19 protein-coding genes and 1 other annotated feature are annotated in these 20,599 nt (G+C 38.0%); of the genes, 3 read left to right on the top strand and 16 right to left on the bottom strand.

What is annotated here, in order from left to right; translation table 11 throughout:
- Positions 1–516 precede the first annotated feature (516 nt).
- Both BMY85_RS16125 and BMY85_RS00940 read right to left on the bottom strand, forming a co-directional pair.
- Entirely contained in the window at positions 517–3,714 is a 3,198-nt protein-coding gene (locus tag BMY85_RS16125) for a flagellin N-terminal helical domain-containing protein (RefSeq protein WP_092475116.1), read from the bottom strand.
- A 284-nt stretch (positions 3,715–3,998) separates the two neighbouring features.
- Entirely contained in the window at positions 3,999–4,610 is a 612-nt protein-coding gene (locus BMY85_RS00940) for a YczE/YyaS/YitT family protein (RefSeq protein ID WP_092475113.1), read from the bottom strand.
- A 206-nt stretch (positions 4,611–4,816) separates the two neighbouring features.
- Here BMY85_RS00940 and BMY85_RS00935 point away from each other — a divergent pair, with 206 nt between their 5' ends.
- Together BMY85_RS00935 and BMY85_RS00930 are read left to right on the top strand one after the other, a co-directional pair.
- Positions 4,817–5,020, top strand: coding sequence for a hypothetical protein (locus tag BMY85_RS00935; RefSeq protein WP_092475110.1), 204 nt, complete (start codon positions 4,817–4,819; stop codon positions 5,018–5,020).
- A 31-nt stretch (positions 5,021–5,051) separates the two neighbouring features.
- The gene (locus BMY85_RS00930; protein ID WP_092475107.1) at positions 5,052–6,560 is read left to right on the top strand and encodes an AAA family ATPase; all 1,509 of its coding nucleotides are present in this window, start codon (positions 5,052–5,054) and stop codon (positions 6,558–6,560) included.
- 70 nt (positions 6,561–6,630) lie between these two features.
- On the opposite strand, the gene BMY85_RS00925 is transcribed toward BMY85_RS00930, so the two are convergent.
- Entirely contained in the window at positions 6,631–7,281 is a 651-nt protein-coding gene (locus BMY85_RS00925; RefSeq protein ID WP_092475103.1) for a YigZ family protein, read from the bottom strand.
- 50 nt (positions 7,282–7,331) lie between these two features.
- Positions 7,332–7,625 carry a DUF6514 family protein gene (locus BMY85_RS00920; protein WP_143066298.1) on the bottom strand — a complete coding sequence of 98 codons (294 nt, stop codon included), beginning with the start codon at positions 7,623–7,625 and terminating at the stop codon, positions 7,332–7,334.
- 372 nt (positions 7,626–7,997) lie between these two features.
- Here BMY85_RS00920 and BMY85_RS00915 point away from each other — a divergent pair, with 372 nt between their 5' ends.
- Positions 7,998–10,697: a transglycosylase domain-containing protein gene (locus BMY85_RS00915; protein WP_092475097.1), complete on the top strand. Its 2,700-nt coding sequence runs from the start codon at positions 7,998–8,000 to the stop codon at positions 10,695–10,697.
- Between the two features lie 89 nt (positions 10,698–10,786).
- Here the strand turns inward: BMY85_RS00915 and BMY85_RS00910 are convergent, their stop codons facing one another.
- The 12 genes from BMY85_RS00910 to BMY85_RS00865 form a co-directional block, all read right to left on the bottom strand.
- Positions 10,787–11,140: a SpoVA/SpoVAEb family sporulation membrane protein gene (locus tag BMY85_RS00910; RefSeq protein ID WP_092475095.1), complete on the bottom strand. Its 354-nt coding sequence runs from the start codon at positions 11,138–11,140 to the stop codon at positions 10,787–10,789.
- Positions 11,141–11,173: 33 nt separating this feature from the next.
- Complete coding sequence (locus BMY85_RS00905; protein ID WP_092475093.1) at positions 11,174–12,220, bottom strand: stage V sporulation protein AD; 1,047 nt, start codon at positions 12,218–12,220, stop codon at positions 11,174–11,176.
- 13 nt (positions 12,221–12,233) lie between these two features.
- Positions 12,234–12,734 (bottom strand): stage V sporulation protein AC, encoded by a 501-nt coding sequence (spoVAC, locus tag BMY85_RS00900; RefSeq protein ID WP_330387166.1) that lies wholly within the window; start codon positions 12,732–12,734, stop codon positions 12,234–12,236.
- A gap of 35 nt (positions 12,735–12,769) precedes the next feature.
- Positions 12,770–13,105: a stage V sporulation protein AB gene (locus BMY85_RS00895; protein ID WP_177180564.1), complete on the bottom strand. Its 336-nt coding sequence runs from the start codon at positions 13,103–13,105 to the stop codon at positions 12,770–12,772.
- Positions 13,106–13,184: 79 nt separating this feature from the next.
- Positions 13,185–13,790, bottom strand: coding sequence for a stage V sporulation protein AA (locus BMY85_RS00890; RefSeq protein ID WP_092475089.1), 606 nt, complete (start codon positions 13,788–13,790; stop codon positions 13,185–13,187).
- The gene (locus BMY85_RS15995) at positions 13,787–13,921 is read right to left on the bottom strand and encodes a hypothetical protein (protein WP_278280366.1); all 135 of its coding nucleotides are present in this window, start codon (positions 13,919–13,921) and stop codon (positions 13,787–13,789) included. The genes BMY85_RS00890 and BMY85_RS15995 overlap by 4 nt, the downstream gene beginning before the upstream one ends.
- Positions 13,922–14,070: 149 nt before the next feature.
- Positions 14,071–14,784, bottom strand: coding sequence for an RNA polymerase sporulation sigma factor SigF (gene sigF / locus BMY85_RS00885; protein WP_092475087.1), 714 nt, complete (start codon positions 14,782–14,784; stop codon positions 14,071–14,073).
- Positions 14,785–14,798: 14 nt separating this feature from the next.
- Entirely contained in the window at positions 14,799–15,236 is a 438-nt protein-coding gene (spoIIAB, locus tag BMY85_RS00880; protein ID WP_092475084.1) for an anti-sigma F factor, read from the bottom strand.
- Between the two features lie 21 nt (positions 15,237–15,257).
- The gene (gene spoIIAA / locus BMY85_RS00875; RefSeq protein WP_242939645.1) at positions 15,258–15,641 is read right to left on the bottom strand and encodes an anti-sigma F factor antagonist; all 384 of its coding nucleotides are present in this window, start codon (positions 15,639–15,641) and stop codon (positions 15,258–15,260) included.
- A 142-nt stretch (positions 15,642–15,783) separates the two neighbouring features.
- On the bottom strand, positions 15,784–17,169 hold the full coding sequence (locus BMY85_RS00870; protein WP_092475082.1) for a tetratricopeptide repeat protein: 1,386 nt from the start codon (positions 17,167–17,169) through the stop codon (positions 15,784–15,786).
- A gap of 27 nt (positions 17,170–17,196) precedes the next feature.
- The gene (locus BMY85_RS15405) at positions 17,197–17,334 is read right to left on the bottom strand and encodes a hypothetical protein (RefSeq protein WP_177180563.1); all 138 of its coding nucleotides are present in this window, start codon (positions 17,332–17,334) and stop codon (positions 17,197–17,199) included.
- A 246-nt stretch (positions 17,335–17,580) separates the two neighbouring features.
- The gene (locus tag BMY85_RS00865; protein ID WP_092475080.1) at positions 17,581–20,232 is read right to left on the bottom strand and encodes a valine--tRNA ligase; all 2,652 of its coding nucleotides are present in this window, start codon (positions 20,230–20,232) and stop codon (positions 17,581–17,583) included.
- Positions 20,233–20,351: 119 nt separating this feature from the next.
- Positions 20,352–20,575: a binding site (T-box leader), on the bottom strand.
- Positions 20,576–20,599 lie beyond the last annotated feature (24 nt).

The following is a 20,599-nucleotide window of genomic DNA, read 5'->3' as shown; positions in this document are numbered from 1 at the left end:
ACTAAAATATATTAATTTATATTAAGGACATGTTCTCATGTTACACTGCTCAATTCAGCAAATACTGTATATTACACGGTTATTCCTACCACTCATAAGGTGTATTCTGATAAACGTAATAATTTTGCCATGATTGTCTTTACTTGAGATTAATACTTGCATTGTTCCATATTTAAGTCTGTACTTTAGTCTGTACTTTTTTATTTGAACACAATTCAAGACGAATTTCATAAAATCGTTATCATAGCAAATACGCTGTTTTGCTCTCAGTTAAACTAAGATAAATATTTGTGTATATAACCTCCCCTTTTATGCCCCCTGGTGTAGCTCCCTACTGCATCAGGGGGTTTTTGCATTTTCTGGTGTTTTAGTCTGTACTTTTCATTCTTTTATACTTAACACAATACTCTACAATAACTTCTTTGCACATTACATCATTATTCAATAATAACTCCCATTTTGCCATTCCACCTTTATTCATCAGCTTTTGTTTTACGATTGTATTGCTTTCAGGTCTTATTGAAGCAATTTTAAGATACCGCCCCGGCTTTGATTGGCTTGTGCAAGTACCGCTTGCGCTGCCTGCATAATAATAGAGTTCTTTGCATATTCTACCATTGCACTGGCAATATCCAGATCTCGTATTCTGGATTCGGCTGACTGCAGGTTCTCTGCTGTATTATCCAGATTCTCAATAGTATATTCCAGCCGGTTCTGATAAGCACCAATCTTGGAACGAATACTAGACACCTTACTAACTGCATCATCCACCTTTTCTATGGAATCAGAAGCGTCCTTGTGAGACATAACAGACAAGCCATCCAGTCCAAGTTCTGCTGTATCCATTTTGTCTATGGTAATGGATAATCCCTGTCCTTTATTCGCACCAACCTGCAGCATAAATCCTTCTGCTGTTATATCACCACTTCCACTAGAAGAACCAGATACTGGATCCATCTCATAGGTAACCGTTAAGGTTCTGCCGTCTGCACTGACACTTTTATCTTTTAACGCAATACTGCTATAAGAGCTTCCTTCTGCTTCCTCATCCCCATATAATGCAAGCATGCTTTGAGCAGATATACTATTCTGAAACACAGAATCGTCTGCAAATGTAATCCCCTTATCAATTTGGCTTTGTGACAGTGTATAACTGACTGTATACTGGTACTTTTGTCCTTCTTCAGCAACCGTATTTAAGGCATCTACTATATTTCCAGCAGAATCTTTAACCGTCCAGTTTCCAGAAAGTTCTTCCTTATTGGAACCATTATAAAAAATTGTTGCCGCTGCACCTTGCCTGGATAATAATTTAGCTCCGACTGCAACTTCTTTTGGTTTTTGCATTTTGATAGTGGTGACATAATTTTTTAGGGAACCGCCACTGGAAGTAACCTTAGAGCCAATGGAACCACGGTTACCAATCTCACCCTTATTGATAATATTGGCCGAACCGCTTCCATTTACAATGCTTCCACTAGAAGAAACCATAAGAACTGCACCACCATCTACCGTTAGGCTGCCTCCTTTGGTATCCACTTTGCCAGAAACTGTCACCCTTCCATATACGGTTCCATTTCTATCCGGCTGATCGAATAGAATGCCATTTGTTTTGTTCACGCTTCCACCCGAACCATTTTTTCCAGCCCCAATCGCAGCTTCGCCATTATCACCATTGGCATATACAACAAGTTCCTTTCCAGCAGTTCCATTAATAGTAATGGTTCCCGTTCCTTGACCAGCATTGCCGCCAATTGCTGCTGCACCACTGCCACTCTTTGCATTGGCTGTTAGCTGGCCATCTCCAGTAATCGTAAGGGTTGCTGACGGTCCTACTTTAATCGCAGCTCCACTGCCACTTGTTATGGTATTCTTGCCAGATACATCTATCGTAACTTTTGAACTGCCACCAATTGTAATACCAGAAGCCGATGCTGCACTGATGGTGAAATCTTTCATCTTAAGTGCCACATCTTTGCTGCTATCGACTTCTATCTGTATCCCTGTCCTGGTGCCAGTTATCGTATATTCCCCGCCATCTGTAATACGCAACGTAGTTCCATCAAAGGTATAACCATCTCCTTTTCCTGCCGTCAGGGTAGAGATATCCATATTTTTGTCCCCTATGTATGGCGGGTCAACCTCTTCTGGTCCACTTGTTCCATAATCTTCTGTCGGTTTCTTTCCTGCTGTGGTCTTTCCGCCACCACTACCCACATACACCCCCTCTGGGTATGTATTTTTTACCTTCGAAGCATCTGGATTCAGATCAAATACTGTAGAATGGGCAGCTCCATCTGGCACTAAATCTACTGACGTAAAATCACCAGTAAGCACACTGCCATTTCCAGTACTGCCTACTTTGACAGTCAAGTCTTTCACAAATGTTGCAGAGTCCGTATCACCAAACTTCTGTTCAAACTGTGCAGTACTTGTGTATTTCCCCTCTGAAACCTCATTAATGACAGAATCAAGAGAATTCCCTTCCCCCAGCTTTTTCAGTATCGTATCAAGCCCTGCACTTATATTGGTTGCCGTTATGGCAGAAGAGGACAGGCCTTTTCCACTGGCAAGCTGTCCTAGATACATACAGGCTAAATATCCTGTTCCATAACTTGCGTTTCCACTATTCGCAGACAGCTTATTAGAAGAAGACATAACAATATTGCTGATTTGATCTACCGACTTCGTTTCATTAATTCTAAGCCCGCCATTTACCCAGTCATTATAGTTGGCATATCCTCCAACTGCTGACTGTGCCATTCCTTCCATAAACCACAATGGATATCTTGTACTATCATCTCCAACCATCCCTTTCGTTAACAGTTCATCCATAAATCCATGGATCATTTCATGGGCAATGGTACCTTCCAATTGTGATCTTACAGAATCTTCTAAAGTGCCATCCGCTTTAAACTGTAGATAAAACGCATTTACGGTCAGATTATATGTTAAATACAAATACTCTTTCTCTCCAGTGGCAGAATCAAGACGGGAAGAAGTTCCTACTGAAACGGAAGCCAATGCATTTTTACTTCCATCATTTATAATCGTAAGACCAATTCCTGTTGAACTGTCCTTTAAGTAGTGAAATGCACTGGAGAATGTGCTTAATATCGTATTAACTGCCTGTGGCACAATTTCCTGGTCTAATATATTGGCCAGAACAGCATACCCTTCTGGAACCTGCTTGGTACCTGCTGCAGTTTGTGTGGCTGCGAAATCATGAGTCACCTCCAAGAATCCCAGATTGGTGTCATCCATCTTCAGATATGGAGATGTTGTTGTCCCACTTAATGAGCCATCAAAAATCTTTCTGGTATTGAATTCTGTCTGGCCTGAAATACGATTGACTTCTTTCAAAAGCTGATCCACTTCTTGCTGAATAGCTTCTCTATCTGCATCTACATTGGTATCATTGGAGGCCTGAACTGTCAGTTCTCTTACCCTGTTAAGAATACTATGTACTTCGTTTAATGCACCGTCCGCTGTCTGTAAAAACGATATTCCGTCCTGTGCATTTCTTGATGCCTGATTAAGTCCACGAATCTGGCCCCGCATTTTTTCACTGATTTTTAATCCTGCTGCATTATCCGCTGCTCGGTTAATACAATAACCAGATGAGAGCTTTTCTGCCAAAGCACCTTGTCTGTTAAAGAGAATACTCAAATTCCTAGATGCTGCTGCCGCAGTCATATTATGTTGAATCCTCATTTTTCCTCCTTCCATGCTACAATACAAATGATAAATTGCCAGATAGTCACCCTTATTACTTTTCATGCTGAGTCTAATGTCCCATAATTATATGAAAGCATATACTCATCTATATGATATCGGCATTTTCTTATGAATGAAATAGAGGCTGCCACACTAAAATCAAGATACTTCCTTAAAACGCCAGCAAAAGCGCCTCTAAGGAGACGCTTTCAAGCCAAGCATATAGAACGCAATCTGTATATGTGTTTTGATATCAGTGGTATCCATTTTTTAACATTTTTCTATTTTACCTTATTTTTCACAAATTTAGAAACTGCCTGAATACAAGGTCCTGCTGTTAATGCAGTTACAATAGTAATCACACCTAATTTTCCACCTAATACTGTTCCCAGTACTATCATTGCCAGGTCAAAACAGATTTTTGTTTTTTGAAAATCCCATTTGACTGCATCGGCAATTACCATTACAACACCTGTAAATGGATCCAGTCCAATATCCATGGCAATGTAGATTCCAACTCCAATGTAAACAAAGGAACATCCCAATACTGCTGCTAACAGACGAGAGGCAAACACCTCCTGTACAAAACAGTTTTCATAAATCTTCGTTCCAAGACTTACAAAAAAACCATAAGGAAGAATATACACCATTGTTCCGATATGAATATATTTACGCCCTGCAATTAAAAGAAAAAGAATCAGCCCATAGTTTACAAAATTAGAAACATATCCTAATTTTTCCGGGTTTAGATTAGCCACATGACGTACCCCATCATAAACAATTCCAATCGGATCATTTCCAAACAAAGTTCCCGCATTAAATGCCACCCCAAAGCTTACTAACATAATTCCAAATAATGCCCACATAATTTTACCAAATCTGCTTTTTGTCATTTATAATTCCTTTCTTTCACCGAAATACTTAGCTATCATAATATGAATTGCCAAAAATGTAAATATGTATTTTTTCTCAGCATTTTGTTTCCCTGTCATTGTGTTACTTTGTACATTGCAATACCTGATGGAATTCGTTATAATAATTGAGATCTACTTTTCGTAAAGGAAATTGGATAAGAATTACTTCAATACGGAGGATAACAATGAAAAAAAGAATTTTCAGCCTAGTATTAGTCCTATTACTGCTGGCACTTTATATAGCAACACTTATTGTTGCCTGCTTTACAGATAAAAAATCTGGCGGATTATTTATGGGATGCCTGTTTGCTACCGTCGCATTCCCATTTCTATTGTATGGCTATCAGCTTATACTAAAGTCCAGAAATAACAACCAAGATGAACAGTAATGCCCAACTCTTAGAAAAAAGGAGGAACTCAATGGATTTATTTGACTATATGCGAAGCAAAAACCAAGAGACGGAATCCCCTCTCGCTTCGAGACTTCGTCCTGCTGCCTTAGACGAAATCGTTGGACAGGAACATATCCTTGGCAAAGATAAACTGCTTTACCGTGCCATTAAAGCCGATAAATTAAGTTCCGTTATTTTTTACGGGCCTCCAGGAACTGGAAAAACCACTCTTGCCAAAGTAATCGCCAACACCACTAGTGCCTTATTTACACAAATCAATGCAACTGCCAGTGGCAAAAAGGATATGGAGCAGATTATTAATGAAGCAAAAAATAACAATGGCATGTACGGAAAAAAGACCATATTGTTTGTAGACGAAATCCACCGTTTTAATAAGAGCCAGCAGGACTATCTGCTTCCTTTTGTAGAGGATGGCACCGTTATTTTAATTGGTGCTACTACCGAGAATCCGTACTTCGAAGTAAATTCTGCTCTTATTTCCCGTTCCATTGTATTCGAACTTCACCCATTGAGTCAGGACAATATAAAAGCACTGATCAAACGAGCCATTACAGATGAACAAAAAGGACTTGGTGCGTACCATGCAGTAATCGACAATGATGCTTTAGAATTTCTTTCCAGTGTCTCTAACGGAGATGCCCGCTCAGCACTAAATGCTATTGAACTTGGCATTTTAACTACTCCTCGAAGTGAAGATGAAAAAATCCATATTACTCTGGATGTTGCACAGGAATGCATTCAGAAACGAGTGGTACGCTATGATAAAACCGGAGATAATCATTATGATACGATTTCTGCATTTATTAAAAGCATGAGAGGTTCTGACCCCGATGCTGCTATTTATTATCTCGCCAAAATGCTCTATGCTGGTGAGGATATTACATTTATTGCAAGACGTATTATGATCTGTGCTTCTGAAGATGTATCCAATGCAGATCCGAATGCCATTGTAGTTGCCACAGCTTGTGCACAGGCAGCAGAGCGTCTTGGAATGCCCGAAGCTAGAATTGTACTGGCACAGGCAGCTTCTTATGTGGCATGTGCACCCAAAAGCAATTCTTCTTATATGGCAATTGATAAAGCACTGGAAACTGTTAAGCGCGAAAAACATGCAGCAATACCATCCTATCTAAAAGATGCCCATTATCCTGGTGCCGCAAAACTTGGACATGGACTTGGCTATAAATATGCCCACGACTACGAAAATCATTATGTAGAACAGCAGTATCTTCCAGATGAACATAAAGACACCACATTTTACCATCTATCCGATAACGGATATGAAGCCAGAATCAAGGAATATTTTAAACATATAAAAAAACAGCAGGAGGCAGTTGTTATGAACATTCCAAAAGATCCTGCCATGCGTTTAAGCTATATTAATACCCAGCTACGGGATAATTTTTCTTCCTTAGAAGACTTATGTAAAAGCTTAGATGCTGATCCGGCAGAAATTATAAATTCTTTAAAAGCAATAAATTATGAGTATGATGAAAAACGCAATCAGTTTGTATAACAGAGAAAAGGACATAACCCCCCGTTATGTCCTTTTCCCTTGTTACAAATAACTTGTTATAAATAACTTGTTATAATAATATGATCTCTCCATTATGGATCCCATAAGAGACAGTAGCTTCTATTTCTATTTTCGCTTTTCCTGAAGTAGCTTCTGTTACTTTTTTGTCCATCTCATTTAACTTATCGTCAGGAACCAGTAATTTTACGACTACTTTATCTGTATATTCCGTATCAAGAGTATGAAGTTCCATTGTTGCCGCTATATATTGTAATTTTCCTATCCCATTATAATCTGTGGATATGGAAACCTGTTTTCCGCAACATTTTTCAAAAATGATACTTTCTTTTAATCCTGCTTGTACGCTTTTTGAATATGCACGCACTAGCCCCCCAGTGCCAAGCAACGTGCCTCCAAAATATCTTGTTACAACCGCAACCGCATTACACAGCTGCTTTCCTAACAACACATCAAGCATTGGTTTTCCAGCAGTTCCGGATGGTTCCCCATCGTCACTAAACCTTTGAATCTGCTGTCTCTCGCCAATTACGTATGCAAAACAGTTATGCTTTGCATCCCAATACTGTTTACGCATTTTTTCTATAAATGCAATTGCCTCATCTTCTGTATTGACCGCATGTACACTACAAATGAATCTTGATTTTTTTTCAGCTATTTCACCTTGTCCACCTCGGTAAACTACATTAACCTGTTCTTTCATGTTTACGACTCCTTTATTTACTGAAGCCATTATAACATGTTAAAGGAAATTTAGCTACATAGTTTATCTGTCACGTAATCATCTATTACGTCTACCATAGATATAGGTGTCACAGTATTTTCAAGCAACATATCAGCTAAGCTGATAATCACTTTACTAGAATCCGTAATCCCCTTTACTTCTTCTACTTCATCAATTCCATTTTCCGTCTTGCATATCTTTGCTCCATATGTAACAGTATTATCATGTTCATTTTGTTCTTTTAGAATAAAATACTCTAAACACATCTCCCTCTCTGGAACAGCTAAAATGATACGCTTTCCTATTAGTTTAGATTCTGTCATCACAATTGGTCCTTTCTTTATTTTTCCCTAATGAAACAATTAATTGGGATTGCTACTATATAATAACAGTTTTCTATCTGTTTAGGCAACTAAAATCGTACGCATTTTATTACTTATTGTGACATATCCTGCCTATTTTCGAATGCATTTACCTGAACACGCAAAAAAAAGTTCAGCATTCTATACATTTATAAGAAATTTTAATAGTTCCCTCTCTCTTATAATTCTTCTTAATAAAATGTCATGAGAAAAACTTTATTTACTTACATAGATTTGTTATAATAATAAATACTGCCAATACTAATTATACCTGTTCCAGATTATACTGCCATAAAACGGGTATAATATGGTTAATATTAACAGGAGGCTCATATGAATTTTAGTAACAACGGGATTAAGGACAAGTATAAAGAAACCGTTTCACCAAACAAAAAAAGAAAGAAAAAAGCATCTGTCCTCTTTTTTCGAACTTTTTTAATCTGTATAGTTTTGTGTGCCTGCATTGGCACATTTGCTGGAATTGGAATTGTCAGAGGAATCATTGACAATGCTCCGCACATTGACAGCATTAACGTAGCTCCTACTACTTTTGCGACTACTATTTATGATTCCAAAGGAAATAAAATGCAGCAGCTCGTTGGTTCCAATGCCAATCGTGTTTATGTAAATATTGAAGATATCCCAAAGGATTTAATTAATGCTTTTATTGCAGTTGAGGATGAGCGTTTTTGGAGCCACAAAGGGATTGATGTCCGTGGCATTTTTCGTGCGTTCTTTTTAGGCATTACTGGAGGCGGTTTTGATCAAGGCGCCAGTACTTTAACACAGCAGCTTCTAAAAAATACTGTTTTTGAAGGTGGTATGGAAACTAATTTTTCAGACAAATTTGAACGTAAAATACAGGAACAATATTTAGCTCTCCAATTAGAGAATAAAATGGACAAGAAGACCATCTTGGAATACTATCTGAATATCATCAATTTAGGCCAGAATACATTAGGTGTTGAAGCTGCCTCTCAACGTTATTTTAATAAGAATGTAAAAGATTTGACTTTATCTGAATGTACAGTTATTGCTGGAATCACAAAGAATCCTTCCGCTTACAATCCAATCACCTATCCAGAAGACAATGCAAAACGGCGAACCATTATTTTAGATAAAATGAAAGAACAGAATTATATCACCGAAGAACAGTACCAGAAAGCACTGACTGATGATGTATATTCCCGCATTGAGCTGGTTAACACAGAACAGTATGCTTCCAAATCTAATGTAAATTCTTACTTTGTTGATGCATTAGTAGACGAAGTAACCAATGATTTAGTGGAAGAACTAGGATACACCTCCACACAGGCTTATAATTTAATTTACCGGAGCGGACTTAGTATTTATGCCACACAAGATCCAAAAATGCAGAAACTATGTGACGATGTGTTTGCAGACGAGTCCATGTATCCTGGCAACTCAACCTTTGAATTAACTTACAGGCTTACTGTCATTGATGAAAAAGGGGAAGCCCACAATTACAGTGAAATGAATTTAAAGAAATATTTCCAGAAAAAAAATACAGCTTTCAATCTGTATTTTAAAAACAGGAAAAAGGCAGATCCATATATTGAGGAATACAAAAAACATGTTGTAGGAAAAAATGACAGAATTGACGGTGAAGTAATTAATTTTGTACCTCAGCCTCAAGTATCCTTTGTACTAATGGACCAGTATACTGGACAGGTAAAAGCACTAATTGGCGGCCGTGGACTGAAAAATTACAGCCGTTCCTTAAACAGGGCAACTGCAACAGCCAGACAGCCTGGTTCTACATTTAAAATTTTATCAACCTACCTTCCTGCACTGGATACGAAAGGCATGACACTTGCTACTGTATTTGATGATGATTTATATTATTATCCAGGTTCCACTAAAAAGGTTAATAACTGGAATGGAGAAGCTTATAACGGTTTTACCACGATCCGTCAGGCCATTTATAATTCCATGAATGTAATGGCTGTTAAAACATTAGAGCAGGTTACAACCCAGACTGGTTTTTCCTACTTACAGAAACTTGGATTTACTACACTTGTAGAAAACCGTGTTAATGAAAAAACAGGTGCTACGGTAAGTGATTTAAACTTATCCCTTGCACTTGGCGGTATTACCGACGGTGTTACCAATCTGGAATTAACAAATGCTTTTGCTACTATTGCAAATGGAGGCAATTATACCAAGCCAAAGCTGTATACTAAGATTCTTGATCAGACTGGAAAAATTATGCTAGACCATACAGACTCTGTTTCTACACAAGTCATGAAAGACTCTACTTCTTATCTGCTAACTAGCGCAATGGAGGATGTGGTAAAAGCAGGTACTGGCAAAAAGCTTTCACTGGCCAGCGTCAATATGCCTGTCGCTGGTAAGACTGGTACTACAAGCAATGATAACGATTTATGGTTTGTTGGCTATACCCCTTACTATACGGCAGGCATCTGGGGCGGCTACGACAATAATGGCAAGCAGGAAGACACAGCTTACCACAAAAATTTATGGCGTACGGTTATGGAAAAAATCCATAAACCTTTAGCACGCAAAGAATTTACCAGACCAGAGTCTATCACCACAGCAAAAATATGTACAAAGTCTGGAAAACTGGCCATTGATGGTGTTTGTGACCATGCTCCAAATGGTTCCACCGTGCGTACGGAATTTTTTGCCAAAGGTACTGTTCCAACAGAAACTTGTGACGTTCATGTGAAAGTCCCAATATGTGAAGCATCCAGACACACTCCAAGTGCTTACTGTCCAAGTATTGATATCATCAACCGAGTCTATTTGATAAAATCTGGTGAAAAAGCCCAGACAGCTGATACACCATATATTTTACCAAACAATTTTGAATCGAATTTATGTCCGATTCATACGAACTCTGGAAAATCACCTGAAAATCCAGAAAAAATTCTCCCAAACGTAACTCCTAATGGAAAACCTTCCAAACCTGACACTGCGATTCCAGACAATAAGCCATCAGATAAACCTGAGAATACTAGAAAGAAACATGCTTCACCTAGAAATGATTAGGAAAAATCCTCATTTTTCCATAGATTTTTAGGATTTAAAAAGAAAAACACATCTGCTTTTAAATGCAGATGCGTTTTTCTTTTTCCATTTTACTGCATCTTAGATTTAAATACCCATGATGCAATATAACTAAATACCAGTGCTGATGATATCCCCACTGCACTTTTGGTAAATCCACCTTTGAAAATACCAATAAATCCATTGGCATCTACCGCTTCCTTTACTCCTTTAAATAACGTACTTCCAAATCCACTAAGTGGTACTGTGGCACCAGCCCCTGCCCACTTGGCAAATGGTTCATAAACCCCAATTGCTCCTAAGAGTGCACCGAAACATACAAGCAAGACCATAATACGTCCTGGCATTAACTTTGTATTGTCCATTACAATCTGAACCAGTGCACAGATTAAACCACCGATTACAAATGCTTTTACATAATCCATCATTTACCTCCATTTTACCGCATATCAAAAGTATTAACTGCGAACTTCTAACATAACCCCATGTGCAATGCCTGGAACAGAATTTCCTTCATTAAAACTTACGGTAGAAAGCAATGCACCTGTTGGCACGAAAAGTACTTTCTTCCACTCTTTAGACTGCATTTTCTTCATAATGTAACTACATAAAGTCGATGCACTACAGCCACATCCACTTCCACCAGCATGAGTATCCTGCGTATCCGCATTATAGATTTCAATTCCACAATCCATATGATTATGTGAAATATCAAATCCTTTTTCCATAAGCAGATCAATTAAAATTTTCTGCCCTACAACCCCCAAGTCACCAGTTATAATCTTGTCGTAATAGGCTGGAGAGAGTTTAAAATCTGTCAGATTCTGTGCAATAACCTCACAGGCCGCCGGTGCCATGCAAGCCCCCATATTCATAGAGTCCTTCACGCCATAATCCATAATCTTCCCTGTTGTAATTCCTTTGATTTCAATAATCGCATCATCATTTTTTACAGCATCTGCTTTATCGCAACTTGAAATCACCACAGCACCACTTCCTGTAACTGTCCATGTAGCAGCTAAAGGTCTTTGAGCACCATATTCCAAAGGAAAACGGAACTGTTTTTCTGCACTGGCATTATGACTTGATGTCATTGCTACAACGTGATCCGCATAACCTCCGTCTACTAAAACAGAACCTAGTGACATAGATTCTCCCATAGTGGAACAGGCTCCATATACACCAAACAAAGGGATTTTCAAGTCCACAATTCCAAAAGAAGTGGCAATCAGCTGTCCAAGTAAATCTCCTGCAAAAATATAACGGATATCATCTGGTTTCAGCATGGCTTTCTGAATAGCCAGTTCTGCTGTCATTTTCTGCAGACGGCTTTCTGCATCTTCCCAGTTATCACCACCAAATAACGCATCTTCGTCTATTCTGTCAAAATAGGAACCTAAAGGACCTTCTCCTTCTTTTTTTCCGACTATGGAAGCATATCCCGTAATGACTGGAGGATTTTGAAAGGCTATGCTTTGTTTCCCAACGATTTTCTTATCACTCATAATGGCACCTCCTCTAAACTACACCCATAACTTTTAGAATCCAGTATATTAATCCAAGAAACCATGTAAAGGTAATGCCATACAGAATAACAGGACCACAGATGGTAAAGATTTTACATCCAATACCAAATACCTGACCTTCTGTTTTAAATTCAATTGCTGCTGAGGCAACGGAATTCGCAAAGCCTGTAATCGGTACAACAGTTCCAGCACCCGCCCATTTGGCAAGAGGTGAATAAATATTAAATCCAGTAAGCAGTACACTAAGCAATACCAGTGTAATAACTTCATAAAGTCCAGCTGTTTCTTTATCAAATCCACATGACTGATAAAAATTAACCAAAGCCTGTCCTATGACACATATAATTCCTCCTACTAAAAATGCCTTGCACAAATTAGCAAACCAGCTATGCTTAGGCGTTACTGCCGAAACATAATCGTTGTATTTCTGGTCTCTAAGCTTGTCATTCTTTTCCTGCATGACATCGTGAGCTGTTACATTTTTCCCACTCATTCTTTTCTCTCCTTTCGAAAAAACGGATTCTATTTCTAATGAAAAAATAATTGCAGCAAAGTTCCACATCCTTTTCCTAGTGCTAAAGCAATTATGATCCCACTGATTCCCAGTTTTAATTTGGATTTACTTATGAAATACGGAATTACATTAAGAGTCTCTGCAATAGCCATGGCAAGACAACCAATGTAAATGCCAAAAAACAGGCAAATGATCGTTATTGCTGCAATTCCAATTGGCATCCTAAACTGAAACAGAGAGTAGAGATTTCCAAGACTGCCTCCAATAATAATTCCCTTTTCATATAATGGCGTATATTTTGCCGTATTGGTTCTTGCCAGCAGCCTTGGAATAACACCTAATTTTGCCAAAAAAGCAAATATGCCAGTAGCAATTGTTAAGCCTGATGAAAAACAGATTATAATTAAAATTATATATTTTAGTCACATATTATGAGCCACCTTCCCTGTCTTTGTTGATAATAATAGTTTCATTCACATCCATTTCATAATGACGCATTTCCACTTGAATAGGCGTTGGGTCGGACTCCTTTTTCTTTCGGAATACATGGTTATAAAAGATCAGAATACCAAATGTAATACCTAAACTATACGCAATTTCCAAAACGGAACCCTTTTCATGTGATTTTCCCATTACTGACTTATAGAGCATATCCAGTAAATCCCGGACACAGCCATCCTCATTAAACGTCATAACGGAAAATGCGGACCCAAGATATACAATGCCACAAACAACTGAAACCCTAATTATTTCATATATCTTGTTTGGTCTTTTATTGGACACTTTCTCAATGATAAATTCTGTTTCTCCCAGATTTACTATGTTAAGATTCCCAAATTTTTTTGAGAGCAGTTCTATAACCTCTGTAATTCCTCTAATCTCCATCGTTTTTTCCTGAAACCGAAGCAGGACAATTTGATTAACTTTCTCTGTAAATACTTTATCGCCAGTAATTACCTGTGCAATATCCCCTATGCGTACCTCATCTGAATTTAACTGTATTCTTTGAGGAATAGAGATGTAGAGCTGTCTCATAGATCTATCTGTGCCGATACTAACGTCCCTCCTGACATAACATTCCTTGGACCATCATAATTAAAATAGCAGGCCAAAACCAATGCAATAAGCGCCATAGAAAGTACTGCCACTATTACTTTGTTTTTCATATGCATTCCTCCTGTAAAGAAAAAAGCATTAGTTATCTAACGAATTAGCTATCTAACTAATCAGTTATTTAACGAATGCTTTTCTATTACTATTTTGGATTAACTTTCAGTTTCTTATGCATTTTTCATATAAAAAACTTTTACATGTATCAGGCTAATTTTTCCCGCATTGCCTTTAAAATTTTCTTTTCAATACGTGAAACCTGTACTTGTGAAATTCCTAACTCTTTTGCAATATCTGTCTGTGTTCTGTTCAGAAAATAACGAAGCCGTATTATATTACGATCCTTCTCATCCAGAGAATTCAAAATATCATATAACGCAAGCCTGTCCACCATATTTTGATTTTCATCCCTGGATTCTTCTAATTTATCAATCAAATAAATTGCATTTCCATCTCCTTGGTAAATGGTCTTATACAATGATTCTACTTCTGCCCCTGCTTCCATAGACATAACTATATTTTCAACTGAAATATCTGTTCTTTCACTAACTTCTTCTATTGTTGGTTCGCGCCCTAATTCAATACTTAACGCTTCTTTTGCAACTCTGGTCTTATAGGCTGCCTCCTTTAAGGTACGGCTGACTTTTATCATTCCATCGTCCCTTAAAAACCTTTTTATTTCACCAGTAATCATTGGCACAGCATAGGTCGAAAACTTTACTTCAAAGCTTGTATCAAACTTATCAATAGCTTTAATCAGACCGATGCTGCCTACTTGAAACAGATCCTCCATTTCATATCCACGATTTGCAAATCTCCGGACGATAGACCAGACCAATCCAATGTTATCAGTAACCAGCTGTTCTCTGGCAGCCTTATCTCCGTCCTGACACCGTTTTATTAACTCGAGCGTCTCCATAACCACCCTCCTTCTTACGACTGCACCTTACTGCCTTTAATAGTCCGTACCATCGTAATTTTAGTTCCCTTTCCTAACTCTGATTCCACAGATAAATCATCCATAAACGCTTCCATAAAAGCAAATCCCATGCCTGAGCGTTCTAAATCCGGTTTGGTCGTATATAAAGGCTCCATTGCCTTCTCTACATCTTCAATACCACATCCATCGTCTGTTATGACGATGGTAATGGTCTTATCTTCCAGCCTGCAGGATAATTTCACTTTTCCTTCTCGCCCTTCATACCCATGAATAATGCAATTGGTTACAGCTTCTGAAACAGCTGTCTTGATATCCGAAAGTTCCTCCATATTCGGATCAAGCTGTGCAGCAAACACCGCAACGGCAACTCTAGCAAAACTTTCGTTTTCCGATTTGCTGTCAAATTCAATTTTCATTTCGTTGGTATTCATATTCCCTATCCTCCCCTTTTCTTAAAATGCATTTAGTGCTTCTTTTATTGTTTCATATTTCTGAATAATTTTATAAAGTCCTGATATTTTCAAAATACGGTCAACTGGCGGTGTAATTCCTGTAACAGCAAGAGAGCCCCCTGTAAATTTTACTTGCTTGTACCGCCCCATGATTACCCCTATACCAGAACTGTCCATAAAACTGGTATTAGAAAAATCAAAAATTACATGGCGTATATTTTCTGTCTGGATAATCCTGTCTGAATGTTCTTTCACTTGAATGGATACATGATGATCCAGATCGCTTTTTAGTTCTACAATCAGACAATGTTCCTTTACGCGGTAAGTAGCTCCGCTATTTTTAACCATCGGTGAAATCATTTCAAGCTTATTCTCAGTTTTCAAAATTATTTCCCTTCTTCTTTCTCAATTTCACTTTCAGAACGTATGTTTCTTTATAGGAAGGACCAGAAAAAACGTTCTGTAAAACGGAAAAATACCTTATGGCATATTATGCCAATAAGGTATTTTCTTTGGTATGGTATGATTATTCTCCCATGTATTTTAATTTTTCCTGAGCTTCTCTTGCACGGCTAGACCCTGCAAAATCGCTGATTACTTTATTATAATATTTCTTGGCGTTCTTAACATCCTGACTCTTCTCATAAGCACGTGCCAGAAAATAATAAGCATCAATATTTTCATTGTCCAGCTTAATTGCTTTTTCAAATAAAGGTTTTGCCTCTGTATAATTGCCATAATTGTATTTAATTTTGGCCTGGTTATATATCTGCCTTGAAGCATTCACAAATGTTGCTTCCTTAATGGTATTATAATACTCTTTGGCTTTTGTACTAGTAAGATTCTTCTCATTAACAGTTACTAGAACTTCCGCTGCATCTGTTCTCTTTCCCTGCTGATATAGTGTAATTGCTTCAAACAGGTTATCGTACACTGTCTCATCTACCATCTGATCCTTTAATTTCTGAATGTCCTGATCCTTATCACCTAATTTGCCATTCAGAGCTTCAATTTCTTTCTTTAAAGAATCAATTGCAGTATCTTTGGAAGATGCAAAATCCTCCTGCTTCTGTATCTGATTCTTGTACTCTGATGCAACACTCTTTTTCACAGTCGGCACAATCAGGAAATATGCAAATGCAACTCCCACAACTGCACCAAGTATTAAATTTATAAAAAGCCAGATATTCGGTTTATCATCCTGAAACTTGTCTACCGAGCTAAAGGAACCAACTGATTTTGGATTCACACGCTCTACGGTGCGCTCCTCCTTTAATTCCTTTACTTCTCTTTCTGGTTTTAGCCTCTTTACTTCATTCATGTAACGAATGCTTGTAGTGTTATTGATATCAATCTTCAAAACCTTCTTCAAACATTTATACGCTTTTTCATTATCCCCCTGCTTTAAATAAAGCAACGCCAGAAGCTGCTGGGCACGTAAAAATTTGCTATTTAAACTAGTTACTTTCTTTAACTGAATAATTGCTAAATCCTCATTACCTTGTCTTGCTGCATTTAAGGCCTGATTATATTTCTTTATCATCTGGTTGGCAGCCTCCAACGCAGCTGGATTCTGCTGTAAATCCTTCACATAAACATCAGCCTCATTTTTCACCGGCTGAAAATGTTTGCTTATGACCCATTGGCTTAATGCATCAACGGTTTCTCCCATCTCATAATACACTAACCCTAATAAGTTTCTCGCATTGGTATTCGTCTTGTCAAGCTCCAGACTCTTTTTTAAGGAAACTGCTGCTCCTGACAAATCCCTGACTCTGGCCCGCATTAATCCGTCATTATAAAAACGGTTAGAGCCGCTTACGATTTTCCTATATGTTGTTAAATCTTCACCACATCTATCGCACTTTTTCTGCTTAAAGGATAGATCACTATTGCACTTTGGACAATGCATAATACCCTCCTTGAACCCTAATGCAAACTATTTTTTCATTTCTTTCATAATTTCTTTCAAAATGTCAGTCACATCGGTTAAATCATTTCTATTAATTGCTTCTTCTGCCTGATCTACGTCTAGGCTTGGCTGAAATTTCGCCAATTCATCGTCAAAATTAATCATTGGAACCTCCAGATACATGAACAGAATCCTGTTCACAGTATATTTTATAATTGTCAGAAATACCTAAATATCATAATAACGATTCTTATTTAAAAAATCAATACTTTTTTTAGAAATTTCATTGCTATAAACTCTTAGAAATCAACAGCTTACACGAAATTGTACCACGTTTTTTCAAGACAATGAACCAGAACGAAACCAGTTCCCTTCCAGCCCATTGTCTTATAAATGCAGCTGCAATAGAGTCTATTTGCTTAAGTTAGCAAGTCTTTCTTCAACCTGTGCTAACATATCGGTATATTTCTGAAGCTTTGCTTTTTCTTCTTCTACTTTTGCAGCTGGAGCTTTACTGATGAATTTTTCATTGCTTAACATGCCAGCTGCACGTTTGATTTCGCCCTCCAGCTTCTGTTTTTCTTTTGTCAGACGTTCCTTTTCTTTTTCACGGTCAACTAATTCATCAAATGGAATGTAAATAGTTGCACCATGAATAACGGCAGATACTGCATCGTCCGCAATACCATCTTTATCTGCCTGAACAAGTACCTCATTAGCATAACCAAGTGTAGCAAAGAATACGCGGCTTGTTTCAAATACATTGCGGATTTCTTCTGATTCCGAAACAACGATTACTTTTGCTTTCCTGCTTGGCGGAACATTCATTTCTGCACGCACATTACGGATTCCCTTAACTGCTGCTTTCATCATTTCTACTGCATTCTCATCTGCTTCAAAATGATACTGTTCCTCAAATACAGGCCACTGGGAAACCATAATGGATTCTTCTTTCGACTGTAATGTACAGAAAATTTCTTCTGTAATGAATGGCATGTATGGATGTAAAAGTTTTAAGGAACTGATTAGTACTTTCTGTAATGTCCATAATGCAGCTGTCTTTGTTTCATCTTCGTCATTGTATAGACGAGGTTTTACCATTTCAATATACCAGTCACAGAACTCTTCCCAGATAAAGTCATATATCTTCTGAACAGCAATGCCTAATTCAAAGCTGTCCATATTATCGGTAACTTCTTTTGCTAGAGAATTTGCTTTTGATAAAATCCATTTATCAGACTGCGTAAGTCTTGAAAGATCCATTTCTTCTGGAATCTGGGCTTTGTCTAAGTTCATCATGATGAAACGGGATGCATTCCATACTTTGTTTGCAAAGTTACGGCTTGCTTCCACTCTCTCAAAGTAGAATCTCATATCATTTCCTGGTGCATTGCCTGTCATTAAGGTTAAACGTAATGCATCCGCACCGTACTGATCAATTACTTCTAATGGATCAATTCCATTTCCAAGGGATTTGCTCATCTTACGTCCCTGGCTGTCACGTACTAAACCGTGGATTAATACGGTATGGAATGGTTCTTTTCCAGTCTGTTCTAACGCACTGAATACCATACGGATTACCCAGAAGAAAATGATATCGTAACCAGTCACCAGTACATCTGTTGGATAGAAATAATCCAGATCTTCGCTCTTTGCCGGCCAGCCAAGTGTAGAAAATGGCCATAATGCGGAACTGAACCATGTATCTAATACATCTTCATCCTGAACAATATTGGAAGATCCACATTTCGCACAAGTGCATGGCTTGTTATCAGATTTTGCAGCCATCACTTCTCCACATTCTTTACAGTAGTAAACAGGTATTCTGTGTCCCCACCATAACTGTCTGGAAATACACCAGTCACGAATGTTTTCTAACCAGTGAAGATACGTTTTGTTGAAACGTTCTGGGACGAATTTTAATCTTCCTTCTTTTAAAGCAGCAATCGCCGGTTTCGCCATTTCTTCCATTTTTACAAACCACTGCTGTTTGATTAACGGTTCTACTGTAGTACCACAGCGGTCATGGGTTCCTACATTGTGTGAATGAGGTTCAACCTTTACCAGAAGACCCATGTGGTCTAATTCTGCAACAATCTGTTTTCTTGCTTCATAACGGTCAAGCCCTGCATATTTGCCACCTTTTTCATTGATTGTAGCATCATCATTCATAACATTGATTTCTTCTAAATTATGACGTTTTCCAACTTCAAAGTCGTTAGGGTCATGAGCAGGTGTAATCTTAACTACGCCAGTTCCAAACTCTTTGTCAACATAGCTGTCTGCTACTACTGGAATTTCTTTATTTACAATAGGAAGAAGTACTTTCTTACCAATTAGATGCTGGTAACGTTCGTCCTCTGGATGAACCGCTACTGCTGTATCACCTAACATGGTTTCCGGCCTAGTTGTAGCAATTTCTACAAACTCATCTGTTCCAGCGATTGGGTACTTAATATGCCAGAAATGTCCTGCCTGTTCTTCATGTTCTACCTCTGCGTCGGAGATGGAAGTCCCACATACCGGACACCAGTTGATAATACGGGAACCTTTGTAAATATATCCTTTTTCATACAATTTAATAAATACTTCTTCTACTGCTGCAGAGCATTCTTCATCCATGGTAAAGTGTTCTCTGTCCCAGTCACAGGAAGAACCGATTTTTCTAAGCTGGCTTGTGATTGTTCCACCGTATTCTTCTTTCCATTTCCAGGCAGCTTTTAAAAAACCTTCTCTGCCAAGTTCGTATTTGTCGATTCCTTCATCTTTTAATTTGTTCGTAACCTTAACTTCAGTTGAAATACTTGCATGGTCAGTACCTGGAATCCATAATGCATTGTACCCCTGCATTCTCTTATAACGGATCAGGGTATCCTGTAAGGCATTATCAAGTGCATGTCCCATATGAAGCTTGCCAGTAACATTTGGAGGCGGCATCACAATGGTAAATGGTTTCCTGCTTCTATCTGCTTGTGCATGAAAATATTTCTTCCCAATCCATTTTTCATATAATCTGCCCTCTATCTCATGGGGATTATATGTTTTTCCTAATTCTTTCCTCATATCTATCTCCTTCTTTCTTTATCCGTATTCTATCTGCTTTACAAGCTATTATTAAAATCCTTATAAAGCAGACAAATTCTTTACAAATGCTGCTTTTAGCCAAAAAAAAAGATCCATCGCCAAAGGACGAAGAATCGTGGTACCACCTTTATTCGTGAATCTGTTCACCTTTCGTGCCGATAACGGGGCAATTCGTTATTTCCTACTAGCCTTATTAAAAAGTACGGTTCAGAAACACTGTTCCAGAGCTACCTTCAATCTGCACTTCTTACTCCGTCTCCCAGCCTAGAACAGAATTCTCTTAAAAGGTTACAAATCTACTCTTCTCTTTCATTACATTTTCATGTTTATCTAATATAGTAGACAA

This window comes from [Clostridium] polysaccharolyticum (assembly GCF_900111595.1).
Taxonomy (GTDB): Bacteria; Bacillota; Clostridia; order Lachnospirales; family Lachnospiraceae; genus Clostridium_AI; species Clostridium_AI polysaccharolyticum.
Note: the sequence above shows the minus strand (reverse complement) of the source record. Positions and strands in the feature narration are given on the sequence as shown.